At 65.7% G+C, this 17374-nt stretch carries 16 protein-coding genes; 10 read left to right on the top strand and 6 right to left on the bottom strand.

Going from position 1 to position 17374, the window contains the following annotated elements; genetic code table 11:
- Position 1: 1 nt before the first annotated feature.
- Both NDN16_RS16895 and NDN16_RS16890 read right to left on the bottom strand, forming a co-directional pair.
- A complete protein-coding gene (locus tag NDN16_RS16895) occupies positions 2-1003 on the bottom strand; it encodes a 4-hydroxyproline epimerase (protein ID WP_251114641.1) in 1002 nt (333 codons plus the stop codon).
- A 4-nt stretch (positions 1004-1007) separates the two neighbouring features.
- Entirely contained in the window at positions 1008-2279 is a 1272-nt protein-coding gene (locus tag NDN16_RS16890) for an NAD(P)/FAD-dependent oxidoreductase (protein ID WP_251114640.1), read from the bottom strand.
- A gap of 159 nt (positions 2280-2438) precedes the next feature.
- On the opposite strand from NDN16_RS16890, the gene NDN16_RS21130 reads away from it, so the two are divergent.
- The 4 genes from NDN16_RS21130 to NDN16_RS16870 all read left to right on the top strand — a co-directional run bounded on the left by NDN16_RS21130 (position 2439) and on the right by NDN16_RS16870 (position 7039).
- Positions 2439-3785, top strand: a complete 1347-nt coding sequence (locus NDN16_RS21130; RefSeq protein WP_251114639.1) for a methylmalonyl-CoA mutase family protein — start codon at positions 2439-2441, stop codon at positions 3783-3785.
- On the top strand, positions 3782-5944 hold the full coding sequence (scpA, locus tag NDN16_RS16880; RefSeq protein ID WP_251114638.1) for a methylmalonyl-CoA mutase: 2163 nt from the start codon (positions 3782-3784) through the stop codon (positions 5942-5944). The genes NDN16_RS21130 and scpA overlap by 4 nt, the downstream gene beginning before the upstream one ends.
- A 65-nt stretch (positions 5945-6009) precedes the next feature.
- Positions 6010-6222 (top strand): hypothetical protein, encoded by a 213-nt coding sequence (locus NDN16_RS16875; protein WP_251114637.1) that lies wholly within the window; start codon positions 6010-6012, stop codon positions 6220-6222.
- A 1-nt stretch (position 6223) separates the two neighbouring features.
- Positions 6224-7039, top strand: coding sequence for a nucleotidyl transferase AbiEii/AbiGii toxin family protein (locus tag NDN16_RS16870; protein WP_251114636.1), 816 nt, complete (start codon positions 6224-6226; stop codon positions 7037-7039).
- Between the two features lie 12 nt (positions 7040-7051).
- Here the strand turns inward: NDN16_RS16870 and cysG are convergent, their stop codons facing one another.
- Positions 7052-8551: a siroheme synthase CysG gene (cysG, locus tag NDN16_RS16865; RefSeq protein ID WP_251114635.1), complete on the bottom strand. Its 1500-nt coding sequence runs from the start codon at positions 8549-8551 to the stop codon at positions 7052-7054.
- A gap of 286 nt (positions 8552-8837) precedes the next feature.
- Here cysG and NDN16_RS16860 point away from each other — a divergent pair, with 286 nt between their 5' ends.
- Genes NDN16_RS16860 through NDN16_RS16845 form a run of 4 tightly spaced genes read left to right on the top strand, consistent with a single transcriptional unit; the run spans position 8838 to position 12440 of the window.
- Positions 8838-9704, top strand: a complete 867-nt coding sequence (locus NDN16_RS16860) for a siderophore ABC transporter substrate-binding protein (protein WP_285292792.1) — start codon at positions 8838-8840, stop codon at positions 9702-9704.
- 45 nt (positions 9705-9749) lie between these two features.
- Positions 9750-10718 (top strand): ABC transporter permease, encoded by a 969-nt coding sequence (locus NDN16_RS16855; RefSeq protein WP_251114634.1) that lies wholly within the window; start codon positions 9750-9752, stop codon positions 10716-10718.
- A 46-nt stretch (positions 10719-10764) separates the two neighbouring features.
- Positions 10765-11685: an iron chelate uptake ABC transporter family permease subunit gene (locus NDN16_RS16850; RefSeq protein WP_251114673.1), complete on the top strand. Its 921-nt coding sequence runs from the start codon at positions 10765-10767 to the stop codon at positions 11683-11685.
- A complete protein-coding gene (locus NDN16_RS16845) occupies positions 11682-12440 on the top strand; it encodes an iron ABC transporter ATP-binding protein (protein WP_251114633.1) in 759 nt (252 codons plus the stop codon). The genes NDN16_RS16850 and NDN16_RS16845 overlap by 4 nt, the downstream gene beginning before the upstream one ends.
- Before the next feature lie 13 nt (positions 12441-12453).
- On the opposite strand, the gene NDN16_RS16840 is transcribed toward NDN16_RS16845, so the two are convergent.
- From NDN16_RS16840 to NDN16_RS16830, 3 genes are read right to left on the bottom strand one after another with little or no spacing between them, the layout of a single operon-like run.
- Entirely contained in the window at positions 12454-13200 is a 747-nt protein-coding gene (locus tag NDN16_RS16840) for an SDR family NAD(P)-dependent oxidoreductase (RefSeq protein WP_251114632.1), read from the bottom strand.
- Positions 13201-13249: 49 nt separating this feature from the next.
- The gene (locus tag NDN16_RS16835) at positions 13250-14245 is read right to left on the bottom strand and encodes a GntR family transcriptional regulator (RefSeq protein WP_251114631.1); all 996 of its coding nucleotides are present in this window, start codon (positions 14243-14245) and stop codon (positions 13250-13252) included.
- Between the two features lie 4 nt (positions 14246-14249).
- Positions 14250-15788 (bottom strand): UxaA family hydrolase, encoded by a 1539-nt coding sequence (locus tag NDN16_RS16830; RefSeq protein ID WP_251114630.1) that lies wholly within the window; start codon positions 15786-15788, stop codon positions 14250-14252.
- Positions 15789-16022: 234 nt separating this feature from the next.
- Here NDN16_RS16830 and NDN16_RS16825 point away from each other — a divergent pair, with 234 nt between their 5' ends.
- Positions 16023-16706 (top strand): amino acid ABC transporter permease, encoded by a 684-nt coding sequence (locus NDN16_RS16825; protein ID WP_251114629.1) that lies wholly within the window; start codon positions 16023-16025, stop codon positions 16704-16706.
- Positions 16707-16722: 16 nt separating this feature from the next.
- Positions 16723-17373, top strand: coding sequence for an amino acid ABC transporter permease (locus NDN16_RS16820; protein ID WP_251114672.1), 651 nt, complete (start codon positions 16723-16725; stop codon positions 17371-17373).
- Position 17374: the final 1 nt, after the last annotated feature.

Here is a 17374-nt window from a genome sequence, read left to right as displayed (position 1 = left end):
CTCAGATTACCTGGAATCCATGCGCAAAGGGGTCGCGATCCTCTATGAAGATCGTGTTGTAGCCCGTCAGTCGCGCCCAGCCCGAAACCGACGGTATGATCGCGGGCCTGCCGGCGACGGTGGTTTCCTCCTCGACCCGCCCCCTGAAAAGCGAGCCGATGATGCTTTCGTGCACGAAGTCGTCGCCCGCCTTCAGCCTTCCCCTGGCCGCCCACTGCGCGATCCTTGCCGAGGTGCCTGTTCCGCAAGGCGATCGGTCGATGGCCTTGTCCCCGTAGAAAACCGCGTTTCGCGCATGGGCTTCGCCGTGCCGGGGCGCTCCGGTCCAGAGAATATGCGACAGGCCCGATATTTCCGGTTTCTCCGGATGGATGAAGGCGTACCTGTCGTTCAGCGCGCGGCGTAGCGGACCGGACAGGGCCACGAGCTGTCCGGCGGTGAAGTCCGCCATGTCCCGGAAGTTCTCCTGCGGATCGACGATGGCGTAGAAGTTGCCGCCATAGGCCACGTCGACCGTGAGCCTGCCGAGCCCGGGGCAATCCACCTCCAGCCCTTCGGAGTGCAGGAAGGCCGGGACATTGACCAGCCGCACCTCCTCGATATGCGCGCCCGCTTGGCGATAGGTCGCGACAACGAGCCCGGCGGGCGTGTCAAGGCGCAGCGTCCCCGGCACTTTCGGTGTCACCAATCCGTGCTCCAGCGCCATCGTCACCGTGCCGATGGTGCCGTGCCCGCACATCGGCAGGCAGCCCGACGTTTCGATGAACAGGATGGCGATATCGCAGTCCGGCCGTGTCGGCGGGTAGAGGATCGAGCCCGACATCATGTCGTGTCCGCGCGGCTCGAACATCAGCCCCGTGCGCACCCAGTCGAACTCGGCCAGGAAGTGCGCGCGCTTCTCGATCATGTTGGCGCCGGACAGGAGCGGGCCTCCGCCGGCCACGAGCCGCACGGGATTGCCGCATGTATGTCCGTCGAGGCAGAAGAAGGAATGTCGGGCCATGTCGCTACCGTGTCTCTTTGAAGCGTCGGGGTGAGAAGGGGGCGAGGTCGATGGCGGGCGCCCGGCCTGCGGCCAGTTCCGCCACCAGGCGTGCGGTTGCGGCAGATTGCGTCAGGCCGAGATGTCCGTGGCCGAAGGCATGGATGATGTTCTTGCCGGCTGCGCAATAGCCGATGACGGCGAGCGTGTCGGGCATGGACGGCCGGAACCCCATCCAGCGCGTTCCGCCATCCGTCCGGAGGCCCGGCAGAAATTCCCGGGCCTTGGCCAGCATGGCGTCCGAGCGCTTCCAGTTGGGGGGCAGGGCCAGCCCGCCCAGTTCCACCGCCCCGCCGATCCGGACGCCGCCGGCTACAGGCGTCGCGACGAAGCCATGGCCGTTGAAGTAAAGTTGTCGGCGCAGATCGAATGCGCCGGGCGGCAAGGTGGTATTGTATCCGCGTTCGGTATCCAGCGGCACGGCGTCGCCCAGCCAGCCGGCAAGCCGCTTCGACCAGGCGCCGGCCGCGATGACGACGGTTCGCGCGCTCAGGCGCCGGTTGCCCGGCAGGATCAGGTTGGCGCCGCCGTCGGCCGCCTCGACCTTCAGGACCTCGTCGCGGCTCAGGATGCCGCCCTCGGCCTGAAACTTTTCGGCCAGTGCCAGAGTGAAGTCGCGGGGGTCCACGATCTGGCGTCCCGTTTCGGTGTAGACGGCCTTGTGCCTGAAGCGCTCGTGAAGCCCGGGCTGCAGCGCCTCGATCTCGTCGCCGCCGACGATGCGGAAGGCGAATCCCGCCTGCTCCTTGGCCGTCCGGTCGCGGCCGGCGGCATCGAAGGCGGCGCCATCGTCGTAGAGGTCGAGCGTACCGGTGGTCACGGCGTGTCGGCCGAGGGCGGGATCCTGCAGGACCCGGCTCATCTCCACCTCGGCAAGCCGCATGATGGCCGCCTGGGCAGCCAGGATCCCGGCGTAGCGTGCGGGGCGGCTCGCGGCGGCGAAGCGCAGCAGCCATGGCGCGATCCTGAGCGCATAGGCGGGGCGAATCGCCAGCGGCCCGAGCGGATCGGCCAGCCAGCGCGGGGCCTGCCGCAGGATACCGGGGGAAGCGAGCGGCATGATCTCCGGAAAGGCGAGGATACCGGCATTCCCGGCGCTGGCGCCGGAGGCGGGGCCGCCTTTGTCGAGCACCAGCACCTGCCGCCCCTCGGCGCGCAGCGCCCGGGCGGCCATCAGGCCGACGACGCCGGCGCCGATAACCACGACATCCGCTGCGTCCTGATTTGCCGGGCTCATGATCCGCCTTTCGATGCCTGATTGCATGTTCCATGGCACGCCGCCCTGCTTGCGGCAAGGTCGGGCACGAGGCACTACTGAGCGCAGATTTCACACATGGGTGGAAAGGCTTTAATCTGACACTCGGATTGCAGCCGCAAGCCCGGCGGGGAGAGATGCGTGACGTCGAATTTGGATAGCGCCGGAGACGAGTGGCAAAGGCGCGTTGCCAAGGTACTGGGCGAGCAGGCTTTCGATGCGCTGCGCTCGCGGACGATCGAGGGGCTGATCCTCGAGCCGCTCTATGGCCCGGCGGCGGAAGCGCGGCCGCGTGCTTTCCGCCAGGCCGGCGCCGCGCCGTGGCGGATCGTGCAGCGCATCGACGACACGGACCCGGCACGAGCGGCCGGACAGGCGGCGGAGGACATCGCAGGGGGCGCGGACGTGCTGCGCCTCTGCATTGCCGGCAGCGACGCGGCCTTCGGCTTCGGCATGCCGGCAACGCAGGCGGGCGATGCGCTGGCGGGTCTGGAACTGGACCGCCGGCCGGTCGAGATATGCAGCGCGAATGGCCATGGCCTGGATGCCGCCGATGCCGTGCTGCGCTGCCTGGAGGCGGCATGGCTGCCGCCGTCGCTGTCGAAGGTGTCGTTCCGGCTGGATGCCGCCTCGGTCCACGTACCGATGATCGCGCGGTTGCTGGAGGCGGGTTTTCAGGGCCCGTTGGCTTGTGCATCGGGGCGCGCGCACCACGATGCCGGCGCGGATGCCGTGCAGGAGATCGCGGCCGTGCTGTCATCCGCCGTCGCCGCGTTGCGGACGATGGAGCGGGCCGGTCTGCCTGTGGACCGGGCGGCCGAGCGCCTGACACTGGAACTCTGCGCCGATGCCGATGTGTTCATGACGCTGGCGAAGTTCCGGGCGGTGCGGCTGCTGTGGGCCGAGATCGCTTCGGCCTGCGGCCTGCCGGCCGCCGGCATCCGCGTCGATGCGGAAACGTCGTTCCGCATGCTGGCCCGGCAGGATGTGCCCACCAACATGCTGCGCAACACGCTTGCCGTCTTTGCCGCCGCGGTCGGCGGTGCGGACGCGGTATGCGTTCTGCCCCATACGCTGGCCTCGGGGCTGCCGGATGCCTTCGCACGCCGCATGGCGCGCAATTTGCAGATCATCCTGATGGATGAAAGCCATCTGGCCTCGGTGGCCGATCCGGCAGCGGGGGCGGGCGCCTTCGAAAGCATGACGGACGAACTCGCCGAGGCCGGCTGGCTGGCCTTCCAGCGCCTCGAGGCGGCAGGCGGCCTTACGGCGGCGTGCGATGACGGCTCCTGGGGGCAGGCGCTGGCGCAAACGCGGCACCGCAGGGCCGCGGCGATCGCCGATGGGCACGCCGCCATATTGGGCGTGACGCGTTACCCCGATGCCGGCGAGCGTCCGTCCGCCACTATTCCGTCGCCGCGCGGCGCATTCGCCTTCGATGTCTTCCGCGATGCTGCCGCCTTCGAAGCCGGGGAGACCGCGGCATGACCTCCATCCCCGATTTTTCCACCCTGTCCCGGCGCTATCCGGCTTCTGGTGACGCAGGGCAGGGAACAGCCTGGCAGACGCCCGAGGGTATCATGGTCAAGCCGTGCTACGGCACGGACGACCGCGTCGGACTGGAGGCGGTCGGCGGCTATCCGGGCATGCCGCCCTTCCTGCGCGGTCCGTATCCGACGATGTACGTGAACCAGCCCTGGACGATCCGGCAGTATGCGGGCTTTTCCACGGCTGAAGAGTCCAACGCCTTCTACCGGCGCAACCTCGCGGCGGGCCAGAAGGGCCTGTCCGTAGCCTTCGACCTTGCAACGCATCGCGGCTACGACAGCGATCATCCGCGCGTCGCCGGAGATGTCGGCATGGCGGGCGTCGCCATCGATTCCATCTACGATATGCGCACGCTGTTCGAGGGCATCCCCCTCGACAGGATGAGCGTATCGATGACGATGAACGGCGCCGTCCTCCCGATCCTGGCGCTGTACATCGTGGCGGGGGAAGAGCAGGGCGTCCCGCCCGAAAAACTGTCGGGCACCATCCAGAACGATATCCTGAAGGAGTTCATGGTCCGCAACACCTATATCTACCCGCCGGCGGGGTCGATGCGGATCGTTTCCGACATTTTCGGATATACCTCGCGGCTCATGCCGCGGTTCAACTCCATCTCCATTTCCGGCTATCACATGCAGGAGGCCGGCGCGACGGCCGACCTGGAACTGGCCTACACGCTGGCCGACGGGGTCGACTATATTCGCGCCGGCATCGCGGCCGGCCTGCCGGTCGATTCCTTCGCTCCACGCCTGTCCTTCTTCTGGGCCGTCGGCATGAATTTCTTCATGGAGGTGGCCAAGCTGCGCGCCGGCCGGCTGTTGTGGAGCAGGCTCGTCTCGCGGTTCGACCCGAAGAACGAGAAGTCGCTGGCGCTGCGCGCACATTGCCAGACCTCGGGCTGGTCGCTCACCGCCCAGGACGTGTTCAACAACGTCACGCGGACGGCCATCGAGGCGATGGCCGCGACGCAGGGGCATACCCAGTCGCTGCACACCAACTCGCTGGACGAGGCCCTGGCGCTGCCGACCGATTTCTCGGCGCGGATCGCGCGCAATACCCAGCTTCTGCTGCAACTGGAAAGCGGAACGACGCGCATCATCGATCCGTGGGGCGGCTCGGCCTATGTCGAGCGCCTGACACAGAATCTCGCCGACAGGGCGATGGCGCATATCGACGAGGTGGAATCGCTCGGCGGGATGGCGCGCGCCATCGAAAGCGGCGTGCCCAAGTTGCGGATCGAGGAGGCCGCGGCCCGCACGCAGGCAAGGATCGATTCCGGCCATCAGACGGTCGTCGGCGTGAACCGTCATGTGGTTGACGAGGAGCAGGAGATCGAGGTGCTGAAGGTCGACAATTCGGCCGTGCGCGCCCGCCAGATCGAAAAGCTCCGGCGGCTTCGCGCCGAGCGCGACGAGGCGGACGTGGCCCGTTCGCTGGCGGCGCTTACGGCGGCGGCGCGGGGCCAGGGCAACCTTTTGGAACTCGCCGTCGTGGCGGCCCGCGCCAAGGCGACGGTCGGCGAGATTTCCGAGGCGCTGGAAAAAGCCTGGAACCGGCATCGGGCCGAAATCCAGGTCAACAAGGGCGTCTATGCCAGGGCCTTCGGAGAGCCGGACGCGGCAACCGTCCGTGCGACGGCGCTTGTCGAGGATTTTCGTGAGCTGGAAGGAGCCCCGCCGCGCATCCTGGTGGCCAAGATGGGGCAGGATGGGCACGACAGGGGCCAGAAGGTGATCGCATCGGCCTTCGGCGATCTCGGCTTCGGCGTGGTCATCGGCCCACTGTTCGCAACGCCGGACGAAGTCGCCGAACAGGCCATCGGCGAGGATGTCCATGTGGTCGGGGTCTCTTCGCTGGCGGCGGGCCATTTGACGCTGGTGCCGGAACTGCGGCAGGCGCTGGAGCGGCTGGGGCGGCCGGACATCATGATCGTCGTGGGCGGCGTCATCCCGCCGCAGGACGAGCCGGCGCTGCGCGACTTCGGCGCAGCGGCGATCTTCCCGCCGGGTACGCCCATCGCACGCGCCGCCATCGAGGTGCTGGATGCGTTGAAAGCGCACCACGGGTACCGGCAGAAGGAACCGTCGGACTATATCTGAAGGCCGCATGATATTGCCGCGAGTGGCTACACTCGCTATTTTCAGGCGTGTAAGGGAGTAAGGCGATGGCGCGGTTCGCTGACAACATTTCAAGAGGTGAAGAGCTTCTGGAAGAGGCGCTTTATCTTTATCGCGACCGTGTTCTCGACAATCTCGATCTGTCCGCGATCGACTCGATGCCGGCGCGCGCGCGCGTCGTTGCGACCGCCTTGATGGAACGGGGCGACGCTCGTGCATTTGCCATCGGGCGTGAGCTGCGCGCCATCTATCGTCCCTGAGATGGCGCTGACGGATTTTCAGCGCCGGATCCTGAGGCACCTCGCCGTGAACCGTTCGGCCTCCAGCTATGTCGCTGGCGGGGTCGTGTTGAACAAGGATTGGCCACGGCTATCGGACGATATTGATATCTTCCATGATACCGACGAGGAAATAGGGTCTGCTGCGGACCGGGATATGGCCGTCCTCCTTGACGCTGGTTTAAACGTTCGTGTCGATGTAGACGTTTACGGTGTAGTCGAGGCGTCGGTAAGCGATGCGGCTGACCACGCCCAAATCCAATGGATGAGCGAGTCCAGGCGACGGTTTCTTCCCCTGATCCGCGATGCCGAGTGGGGCGCTCGCCTGATGCCTGCCGACCTCGCCGTCAACAAGGTGCTGGCCGCAGCCACCCGGACGAAGGCTCGCGACTTCATCGATCTGGTCTCGATTGGAACCTATCTATGTCCGTTGGGGCCTATCGTGATGGCTGCTGCAGGCAAGCCGCCATTCTACTCGCCGCAGCGGCTGATCGATGAGATCAGACGCAGAAGCATGTCCATTTGGGACGAGGATTATCTGTCTGTGAGGGGGGTGCCGACGAAGTGGACACCAGCGGAAATCCGCAACTCGGTTGCTCGGCTTGGCGACGAGGCGGAGGCCTATATACAAATGGCGCCATTGGATCTGGTCGGTAGGCTAGCCATCGGAAACGATTGCGTGCCACTCGAGATTTCGAGCATTGACCAAAGCGGCTTTCAACTCCGTGCCCCGACGGAGGAACCGGATGCGATCCCGGAGTTCAAGGACACTGTATCCTTCGCTCCACCAAAAAGCTGAATTGTAAGGCGCTCAGGCGACGCGGGCAGGCAGGCGGGACATGCCCACCGGCTCGTAGCCCTCGGTGACGTTGGCCTCGCATTCGGCAAACACCCGCCCGACGCCGATCAGGATCGGGCGATCGACGCCGACCCGTTCCACCAGCGCGCCGAGGCTCGCAAGCGTACCGACGCCGCGCGTCTCGTCCTCGCGCGAGAGGTTCGCCGCCACCGCAACGGGCGTTGCGGCCGGCAGGCCCTCGGCGATCAGCCTTTCGGAGATACGGGGCGCCATGCGGCCCCCCATGTAGAAGATCGTCGTGGCGTTGTCGTCGGCCAGGGCGTGCCAGTCGAGGTCCTCCGGCAAGCCGCCCTTGCGGGAATGCGCCGTCACGAAACGGACCTGCTGGGCGCAGTCGCGGTGCGTCAACGAAACGCCGAAGCCTGCCGCAAGCGCGGATGCGGCCGTTATGCCGGGCACGATCCGCACCGGAATGCCTTGCTGCCGCAATTCCGCGATCTCTTCGCCGGCCCTGCCGAAGATGGAGACATCGCCGCTCTTCAGCCGCACGACGTGCTTTCCGGCCTTGGCGAACTGGATCATCATCCGGTTGATGTCTTCCTGCCGGCAGGAATCGCGCGAGGCGCGCTTGCCGACCAGCATGCGCTTGGCCTCGCGGCGCGCCAGTTCCAGGATGTCGTCCGACACGAGATCGTCGAACAGGATCACGTCGGCCGCCTGAAGGGCGCGAACCGCCTTCAGCGTCAACAATTCGGCTTCGCCGGGCCCTGCGCCGACAAGCGTGACCCGCCCGCCGGCCGACGGCGACCGGGCAAGGTCGCCGACCCATCCGCGCGCCTCCGCCTCGGCCGCATCGTCCGGCGCCTTGCGCGTGAAAGCGTTGTCGGAAAACCGTTCCCAGAAGCTGCGGCGCTGCGGACCGGGCAAGAGATTGTCCATCACTTCGCCGCGCAACCGCGTGGCAAGCCGAGCCCATCCGGTCAGCGAAAGCGGCAACAGCGTCTCTATGCGTCGGCGGATCGCCTGGCCCAGGATCGGGGCCGCACCATCGGTCGAGATGCCGACGACGACCGGGGACCGGTTGACGATGGTGCCGAAGCGGAACTGGCAATAGGCGGGCTTGTCGATGACGTTGACGGGCACGCCTGCACGATTGGCGGCCAGGGCGAATCCTTCGGCCTCGGCATCCGTCTCGCAATCGGCGACGGCCAGCGCCGCGCCGTGAAAGTCGGCTTCCGTCCATCCGCGCGCCACATGCACGATGCTGCCGCGTTCAAAGCCGGCTTCCAGCACCGCGCGCATCTCTTCCGAAATCTCGTCCACCTCGGCGTGCAGGGTCACGGCAGCGCCCGCCGCCGCCAGAAGCTCGGCCTTCCATGCCGCCGCGTCGGAACCCCCCGCCATGATGACGGGCTTGCCGGAAAGATCGAAGAAGACGGGCAGGGTTGCCAGGTCGCCCATGCGCTGGGGGCGTTCCCGATCCTGTCGCGTGTCGTCCGTGCCTGCCGCCATTGTCCAGTACGCCTTCCCAAAACCTTCAGGCCAATGTCGGCGATTTGCCGGTGCGATACAAGAAAGCCGCTTTTGCGGCGGGGGCCACGGGCGGGCATTTGCCCTCAATACCGAGGCGAGGCCGGAAAATCCTTCCCGGATCACGAAAGTTTAATCTTGAATTTTGCAATCATAATTTTAAAGGTGCCGTCAGATTCGACCCTGAATTGAAGGAGCATCCATCGTGCAGCCGCAATCCCGTCGCTTGTCCACCCCTCTGGTCGCCGGCCTCCTGGCCGCCTGCGCCATGAGCTTCGCAGCGGTCGCCCACGCGCAGGAGACGATCTCGGTCGAGGATGCCCGTGGCGCCCAGGAGGTTCCGCTGAAGCCGCAGACGGTCGTCGTATTCGACATGGCGAGCCTGGATACGCTGGGCGCGCTCGGTGTCGAGGTGGCGGGCGTGCCTCAGGTGACCCTGCCGGATTACCTGCAGCCCTTCGCCGGCGTCGAGAAGGTCGGTTCGCTCTTCGAGCCGGATCTGGAGGCGGTCAACGCCTTGCAGCCGGACCTCATAATCGTCGGCGGCCGATCGGGGCCGAAGGCGGAAGCGCTTTCGGCGATCGCGCCGACGCTGGACATGACCGTCGATCAGAAGAATTTCGTCGCCAGCGCCGAAAAGAACGTGAAGACGCTTGCGACGGTGTTCGGCAAGGAGGCGGAAGCCGATGCCGCGCTCGAAAGGCTCGACGCCTCCATCGAGGCCCTGCACACCAAGGCTGGCGAGGCCGGCAAGGCGCTGATCGTGCTGACGACGGGCAACAAGATGAGCGCCTATGGCAAGGGATCGCGCTTCGGCGTGCTGCATGACGCCTTCGGCTTCGAGCCCGCCGATCCGAACCTCGCGGTCGCCAACCATGGCGAGGCGATCTCGTTCGAATATATCGCGGAGACGAACCCGGACTGGCTCTTCGTCATCGATCGCGACGCCGCCATCGGGCGGGGCGCGGCTGCCGCCATGCTCGACAACGAACTCGTCGGCGGAACCAAGGCCTGGAAGGACGGGCAGGTCGTCTATCTGACGCCGGCCAACTGGTATCTGATCGGCGGCGGCCTGCAGGCGATGCAGCAGAATGTCGACCAGATCACGCAGGCGCTGGACAAGTCCGGCCAGTAACGGGCCTGTCGCGTGGCGCCTGCCGCGCCGCGCCTGGAACTTGCGATGCAGCGACATCTCTTCCCCTACATGGTGCTGGCGGTGGCCCTTCTGGCCGCCGCCAGCCTTTTTATCGGCGTCAGCGAGGTATCCGTCCTCGATGTCCTGACCGGCCGGGCGGCCCCGGCCGCGCTGGAGGTCCTGGCCGTGAGCCGCTTGCCGCGGACCCTTTCCCTGCTGCTGGCGGGCGCGGCGATGGCCGTGGCCGGATTGCTGATGCAGATGCTGGCGCGCAATCGCTTCGTCGAGCCGTCGACGGCCGGCACGGTCGAATCGGCCAGCCTCGGCCTGCTCGTCGTCCTGATCTTCGCGCCGGCCCTGCCCGTCATGGGCAAGATGCTCGTGGCCAGCCTGTTCGCCCTGGCCGGTACGGCGCTGTTCATGGCGATCCTGAGCCGCATTCCGCACCGCTCGACCCTCGTGGTGCCCCTGGTCGGCATCATGCTGGGCGGCGTCATCAATGCCGGAACGACCTTCTTCGCCTACCGCTACGATCTCATGCAGTCGCTCGGCGCATGGACGATGGGCGATTTCTCGGGCGTGCTGCGCGGCCGCTACGAACTGCTCTGGCTGGCCCTGGCCCTGACGGTGGCCGCCTATGTGGCCGCCGACCGCTTTACCGTCGCGGGCCTCGGCCGCAGCTTCACAACCAATCTGGGGCTGCATTACGGCCGCGTGCTTGCGCTTGGCCTGACCATCGTCTCGCTGGTCACGGCCGTCGTCGTCGTCACCGTCGGCTCCATTCCGTTTCTGGGGCTGATCGTGCCGAACCTCGTCTCCATGGCAATCGGCGACAATGTCCGCCGCGGCCTTCCATGGGTGGCTTTGACGGGGGCGCTCTTCGTCCTCGTCTGCGACATCGTCGGCCGCGTCATCCGCGCGCCTTACGAGGTTCCGCTCGGCACCATCGTCGGCGTTCTCGGCTCCGGCCTGTTCCTGTACCTGCTGCTGAAGGACAGGAAGCGTCTTGGCTGAATCCCTGACGAAATACCGCGTTTCGCCGTCGCTGGTCCTGTGCCTGATGGCTGCCGGGGCGCTCCTGTGCATCGTCCTCTTCCTGACGCTCGGTGCACGGGGAAGCTGGAGTTTCGTGCTGCCCTATCGCGGCTTGCGCCTTGCCGCCCTCATCGTCGTCGCCGGGGCCGTGGCCGTTTCGACTGTCCTGTTCCAGACGGTCACCAACAATCGCATCCTGACCCCCTCGATCATGGGGTTCGATTCCCTGTTCGTGCTGATCCAGACCTGTATCCTGTTCTTCTTCGGCGCCATCGCGCTGTCCGGGCTCGATCCGCGTCTGCTCTTCATGGTGCAGGTGGCGGTGATGGCGGGCTTTTCCATCCTGCTCTACCGGCTGCTCTTCTCGGGCGGGATGCGCAGCCTGCATCTGATGCTGCTGGTCGGCGTCGTCTTCGGTGTGTTCTTTCGCAGCCTGTCGGGCCTCATGCAGCGGCTGATGGATCCGAACGAGTTCGTGGTGCTGCAGGATCGCCTGTTCGCCAGCTTCAACACGGTCGATCCGCAATTGCTGGGCATCTCCGCGATCATGCTCGTCGCGGTGTCCCTGCTTGCCCTGCGAAATCTCCACGTCCTGGACGTCCTGGCGCTGGGCCGGGATACCAGTATCGGCCTCGGCGTGGATCATCGACGCGCGGTGCGCAGCGTCCTCCTGTGCGTCGCGCTGCTGGTGGCGACATCCACGGCGCTCGTCGGCCCCGTCACCTTCTTCGGCTTGCTGGTGGCCAATCTGGCCTATCTCGCCATCCCGTCGCACCGCCACCGGCATACCGTGCCGGCAGCGGTGCTGATCGCCATCATCTGCCTCGTCGGCGGGCAGATGATCGTGGAACGCCTCTTCGCCTTCGATACGGCGCTCAGCATCGTCATCGAGTTCGCCGGCGGAATCATGTTCATCATCATGCTCTTGCGGGGTGCCGCCCGATGATCGAAACGGGACAACTCACCAAGGCCTACGGCGATGTGCTGGTGGTCGACGGGGTGTCGCTGCAAATACCGGCCGGTGGCGTTACCGCCATCATCGGGCCCAACGGCGCGGGCAAATCGACCTTCCTGTCGATGGTCGCGCGGCTCACTCCGATGAGCTCGGGCGTGGTGACGGTCGGCGGGCTGGACGTGTCGGGCACGCCGGGCGACATCCTGGCGAAACGGCTGTCGATCCTGAAGCAGGACAACCAGATCGCCATGCGCCTGACGGTGCGCGATCTCGTATCCTTCGGACGCTATCCCCATTCGAAGGGGCGGCTGACGGCTGCCGACGCAGCCAAGGTGGACGAGGCGATCGGCTTCCTGAACCTCGGAGACCTTTCCGAACGGTTCCTCGACGAATTGTCCGGCGGCCAGCGGCAGCGCGCCTTCGTGGCCATGGTGCTGGCGCAGGATACCGACTACGTGCTTCTGGACGAGCCGCTCAACAATCTCGACATGAAGCATGCCGTGGCGATGATGCAACTGGTGCGCAATGCAGCCGACAAGCTCGGCAAGACGGTCGTCGTCGTGCTGCACGACATCAACTTCGCCTCATGCTACGCCGATCACATCGTGGCCATGCGCGATGGCCGGCTGGCGATGCAGGGGCCACCGTCGCAACTGATCACGACGGAAGCCCTCGCCAAGGTCTACGACATGGAGATTCCGGTCGAGATCATCGGCGGCCGACGCATCTGCGTCTATTTCGGTTAGGGCCGGAGACGCTCTAATAGACGGCGCGCCCGCCCGAAAGGTCGAAGACCGCCCCGGTCGAGAACGAGCACTCCTCGGACGCGAGCCAGGCGATCATCGCGGCCGCTTCCGAAGGCTCCAGGAACCGGGCGAGGGGGATCTTGGAGAGCATGTAGTCGATATGCTCCTGGCTCATCTGGTCGAAGATCGGCGTACGCGCCGCCGCCGGCGTGACCGCGTTGACGATGACGCCACTGCCCGCGAGTTCCTTGGCCAGCGACTTCGTCAGTCCGATCAGGCCGGCCTTCGAGGCCGAGTAGTGCGAGGCGTTGGGATTGCCTTCCTTGCCGGCGATGGAGGCTATGTTGACGATGCGGCCGTAACCGCGCCTGACCATGCCCGGCACGACGGCGCGGCTGGTCAGATAGGGCGCGACGAGGTTGACCTCGATCACCTTGCGCCAGACATCGGGCGCCAGCTCCCATGTCTTGCCGTTGCCGCCGGTGATCCCGGCATTGTTGACCAGGATGTCCACGCTGCCGGCTTCGCGTTCCAGCGCCTCGGCCGCCTCCCTGACGGCCTCGTCGTCGGTCAACTCAACGACGCGGCCTTCCGCGCCTTCGCCCAGCATCGAGACGGCCTCCTCGATGGCGGTGGCGTCGATGTCCCAGATGGCCACTCGTGCGCCGCTGTCGATGAAGCGGCGCGCCGTCGCCGCCCCAAGGCCGCGGGCCCCGCCCGTGACGATGGCCACGCGCCCCTGAAGGTCGATCCTGTTCATGTCCCCTCCCACAATCATATGACTTTTAAAGCCCGCAGGCTGAATGCGGTCAATCGACGATGTAGTCAACCGCCGTCGCACTGAACCGCCGGTGAAATTCGGCGAGGCGTTCCACGCCCTTTTCGCGCGAGATCACCAGATGGTTCAGCAGGGCGTCCGCGGCCTCCGCCGGCCGCCCCTGCGCCAGCCGCGTCACGACGGCAGCGTGTTCGTCCAGGAAGGCGTCCGTCCGCGGCGTGCGCATGAGGATGCTCTGCATGTGCTTGCCGGATATGATGGATGCGCGGCTGCGGCCCAGCGCCTCCAGGATTTCGCGGTTGGGGCAGAAGGCGAGGCAGTCGGTGTGAAGGTCCTTTTCCAACTGGTCGAGCTCGGCGATGCCAAGGTCGGGAAACCGCTGCATGGCGCGATCCAGCCTGCCCTGGATTTCTTCGAGGGCGGTAGCCGGCAGCTGCGCCGCCGCCGCCTGCAGCGCCACCGGTTCCAGCAGCTCCCGAAGCTGGTACAGGTTGCGGAGCCGTTCCTCGTTGAGGGGAACGATCCACCAATGCGCCTTTTCTCCCTTGGTCACGATCCCCGCCAGCTGCGCCTTCAGCAGGATTTCCCGCGCAACCGTGCGGCCGACGCCGTAATGCCGGGCCAACGCCAGTTCGTTGACGCGAAACCGGCCGAACAGCGAGCGCTTCAGGATCTCGCGCTCGACCTCGTAGTAGTAGAGGTCTGCGGTGGCGGTGCGCTCGTCGGCGAGCCTATCGTCTCCGATCGCCAGATGTTCCTGCGTCAGTTCCAGGCGCAGCGGGCGGTCCGTACCGCTGACCATCAGGCCACGGCCCTGGAAGCGGCACAGAAGCCCCTCGGATTCGAGCTGCGCGAGCGCCTGCTTCACGGGCGACCGGCTGGAGTTGAACAACTCCGCCAAAGGCCCTTCCAGAAGCACGGCGCCGGCCGGCAGCGTGCCCCGCTCGATGCCCGTTCGCACGGCATCGCAGATCCGCGCATAGGCCGGCCTCCTGCCGGGTCCTGTCGTCTCCGCCGCCGCGCTCATCGGGTCAGGTCACGGCGCCGAGCTGCCACGGCACGAATTCGTTGTCGCCGTAGTCGTAGACTTCGCTGAGGGGCTTGTCGCCGGACGCCACCGCCAGAATCTTTTCGAATATGCGACGGCCGGCTGCCTCGATCGTATCCTCGCCGGTGACGATGCCCCCGCAATTCACGTCCATGTCGTCGCTCATGTGCTCGTACATCTCGTTATTGGTGGCCACCTTGATGCAAGGCGCCGGCTTGAAGCCGGACACGGAGCCACGACCCGTCGTGAAGACCACCACCTGGCAACCGCCGGCGACCTGCCCGGTTACGGCGACGGGGTCGTAGCCCGGGGTATCCATGAAGACGAAACCCGTCCTGTCGATGGGCTCGGCATATTCGTAGACCGCCTCGAGCGGCATCGTGCCGCCCTTGGCCACTGCGCCCAGCGATTTTTCGAGGATCGTGGTCAAGCCGCCCGCCTTGTTGCCATGCGACGGGTTGTTGTTCAGCTCGGCCCCGTGGCGCGCCGTATATTCACGCCACCAATCGATTCGGTCCATCAACTTCTGCGCAACCGCCGGCGATACGGCGCGCCGCGTGAGCAGATGTTCGGCGCCGTAGATTTCCGGCGTCTCGCTCAGGACCGCCGTACCGCCGTTCTCGACGATGAGGTCCGCCGCGTAGCCGAGCGCCGGATTGGCCGAGATGCCGGAATACCCGTCCGAGCCGCCGCACTGCAGGGCGACCTTGAGCTTGGATACCGGCTGCGGCGTCCGGCGTGCGGCATTCACCTCGGGCAACATCTCGCGGATGATTCCGGAGGCGATCTCGACGGTTTTGCGTGTGCCGCCCAACTGCTGGATCGTCATGGTGCGCAGCAGCGGCCCTTCCTCGAGGCCGTATTTTTCGGTGATGAAGGAAATCTGGTTGGTCTCGCAGCCGAGCCCGATCATCAGTATGCCGCCGAAGTTCGGGTTGCGCGCATATCCGCTCAAGGTACGGATGAGGAACTGGTAGCCTTCCGTCTTCATGTTGATCGCGCAGCCTGTGCCGTGCGTGAGCGCGACGATGCCATCGACATTGTCGAACCCGGCCAGCCCGCCACCGCGGTTGAAGTGATCGGCGATGGCGCGGGAGACGGTCGCGGAGCAGTTCACCGAAGAGATGATGCCGATATAGTTTCGCGTGCCCACTTGGCCGTCGGTGCGCAGGTAACCGTCGAAGGTGCGACGCTCCGCCTCCGGCAGAAGAGGGGTCTCCCGCGCATCCGCAGCGAATTCGTGGGTGGCGCTGGAATCCTGCATGGCGAGGTTCTGCAGATGGACATGCTCGCCGGGCCGGATGTCGCGCGAGGCGATGCCGATCACCTGGCCGTATTTCAGCACCGGTTCGCCGGCGGCGATGGCGCGGATGGCGACCTTGTGGCCGCTGGGCACCGCTTCGAGCGTGACGACCCCCGCCCCGAGGCCGACGCCCGCATCCAGGGCTTCCCGCGCCACCGTCACGTTGTCTTTCGGGTTCAAGAGGATCGTCGGGACAATCGTGTCGATCGCTTCGGACATCACGCCACCTGGTTCTAAAATTGGTCATTGCACGCAATAGCCATTCTATGATAGCCGTCCTGAAGTCAAGATTATTCACTCGCGCCGCGCAAGTGAATTCGGGAGGGGTGAAGCACTTGTCGATGGTCAAGGTGGCTTAGGGTCACGGGCAGGGGGCCCGGCGGCACGCAACACACACGCATAACCCAGTAGTGAGAAACCCTGCGGAAGTCTTTCGCAGGGGCGGGAGCTCTCATGTCTTACGAATTCGACTTCTCGTTTTTATGGGAATACATGCCGGACATCTGGGTAGGAATCCGGCAGACGGCCTGGATGACGCTCGTTTCCATCGTGCCCGGCTTCATCCTCGGCACCGCCGCCGCGGTAGCGCGGCTGTCCGGCCCGGCCTGGGCGCAACGCATCGTCACCATCTATGTCGAGGGCATCCGCAATACGCCGCTCGTCATCCAGGTGTTCTGGCTGTTTTTCGGGCTCGCCGTACTCGGTGCCCGGATCGGGCCTTTCAATGCCGCCGTCATAGCGCTGGTCATCAATGTCGGCGCCTATACGGCCGAGATCATGCGTGCCGGCTTCCAGTCGATCCCGCGCGGGCAACTCGAAGCCGCCTCCTGCCTTGCCATGTCGCGCAGCCAGATGTTCTTCAGCGTGCAACTGCCGCAGGCCGTGGAACGCGTCTATCCCGCGCTGGTCAGCCAGTTCATCCTGATGATGCTCGCCACCTCCATCATGTCGCAGATTTCGGCGAACGAACTGACGGGCGTCGCCTACCAGATCCAGTCCTTCACCTTCCGCGGCTTCGAGGTCTATCTCGTCATCGCCGTCATCTACCTCGCGCTCGCCTCGGCCTTGCGGCTGTTGTTGCACGGCGTGGCTCAGGCGGCGTTTCCCCGCCTGCGCAAACTGAAGACCCCGCTTTGAGGAGGCGCGATCCATGTTGCTCGGCCTGACTTTTCCGCAGTACTGGTTTCTCGTCCAGGGCGCCGGCTGGACCATCCTTCTGTCGCTGCTGGGTTTCGTCGGCGGTACGATCGTCGGCCTTCCGGTGGCGCTGGGACGCAGCGCCCGCAATCGCTGGGTGGCGAGGGCCTTCAGCCTCTACGTCCAGCTGATCCAGGGCGTTCCGCTGCCCGTCATCATGTTCGTGGTCTATTTCGGCCTCAGCATCTACGGCTATTCGCTGTCGGCTCTCGTGTCGGCCGGCATCGCCATGACCCTTTATTCCAGCGCCTATCTCGGCGAAATCTGGAAAGGCTGCATCCTCGCCGTTCCGAGAACGCAGTGGGAGGCCGGGGAGTGTCTCGCCCTGACGAGCACTCAGCGTTTCGTCTACGTGATCCTTCCGCAGGCACTGCGCATCGCCGTACCGCCGACGGTCGGTTTTCTCGTGCAGATCGTCAAGAACACCTCCTACTCGGTGGTCATCGGCTTTTTCGACCTGACCTACTCGGCCAAGATCCTCAACAATGCGACGTTGCAGCCCTTCGTGGTCTTCACCTTCGCGGCGCTCCTGTACTTCGCGGTCTGCTATCCGCTCTCGGTCTATGCCCGCCGCTTCGAGCGTCGCCTGAACCGTTCGGAGGCCTGAC

Origin of the sequence: Aureimonas altamirensis, from assembly GCF_023702225.1 — a bacterium.
GTDB classification, from domain to species: Bacteria; Pseudomonadota; Alphaproteobacteria; order Rhizobiales; family Rhizobiaceae; genus Aureimonas; species Aureimonas altamirensis_B.
This window is presented reverse-complemented; position numbering and strand designations above follow the sequence as displayed.

Bases quoted from the DNA above. Each gene is read 5' to 3' on its own strand.
- NDN16_RS16895 (WP_251114641.1), bottom strand. From the start codon at position 1,003: ATGGCCCGACATTCCTTCTTCTGCCTCGACGGACATACATGCGGCAAT.
- NDN16_RS16890 (WP_251114640.1), bottom strand. From the start codon at position 2,279: ATGAGCCCGGCAAATCAGGACGCAGCGGATGTCGTGGTTATCGGCGCC.
- scpA (WP_251114638.1), top strand. From the start codon at position 3,782: ATGACCTCCATCCCCGATTTTTCCACCCTGTCCCGGCGCTATCCGGCT.
- NDN16_RS16875 (WP_251114637.1), top strand. From the start codon at position 6,010: ATGGCGCGGTTCGCTGACAACATTTCAAGAGGTGAAGAGCTTCTGGAA.
- NDN16_RS16870 (WP_251114636.1), top strand. From the start codon at position 6,224: ATGGCGCTGACGGATTTTCAGCGCCGGATCCTGAGGCACCTCGCCGTG.
- cysG (WP_251114635.1), bottom strand. From the start codon at position 8,551: ATGGCGGCAGGCACGGACGACACGCGACAGGATCGGGAACGCCCCCAG.
- NDN16_RS16860 (WP_285292792.1), top strand. From the start codon at position 8,838: ATGAGCTTCGCAGCGGTCGCCCACGCGCAGGAGACGATCTCGGTCGAG.
- NDN16_RS16855 (WP_251114634.1), top strand. From the start codon at position 9,750: ATGCAGCGACATCTCTTCCCCTACATGGTGCTGGCGGTGGCCCTTCTG.
- NDN16_RS16850 (WP_251114673.1), top strand. From the start codon at position 10,765: ATGGCTGCCGGGGCGCTCCTGTGCATCGTCCTCTTCCTGACGCTCGGT.
- NDN16_RS16845 (WP_251114633.1), top strand. From the start codon at position 11,682: ATGATCGAAACGGGACAACTCACCAAGGCCTACGGCGATGTGCTGGTG.
- NDN16_RS16840 (WP_251114632.1), bottom strand. From the start codon at position 13,200: ATGAACAGGATCGACCTTCAGGGGCGCGTGGCCATCGTCACGGGCGGG.
- NDN16_RS16835 (WP_251114631.1), bottom strand. From the start codon at position 14,245: ATGAGCGCGGCGGCGGAGACGACAGGACCCGGCAGGAGGCCGGCCTAT.
- NDN16_RS16830 (WP_251114630.1), bottom strand. From the start codon at position 15,788: ATGTCCGAAGCGATCGACACGATTGTCCCGACGATCCTCTTGAACCCG.
- NDN16_RS16825 (WP_251114629.1), top strand. From the start codon at position 16,023: ATGTCTTACGAATTCGACTTCTCGTTTTTATGGGAATACATGCCGGAC.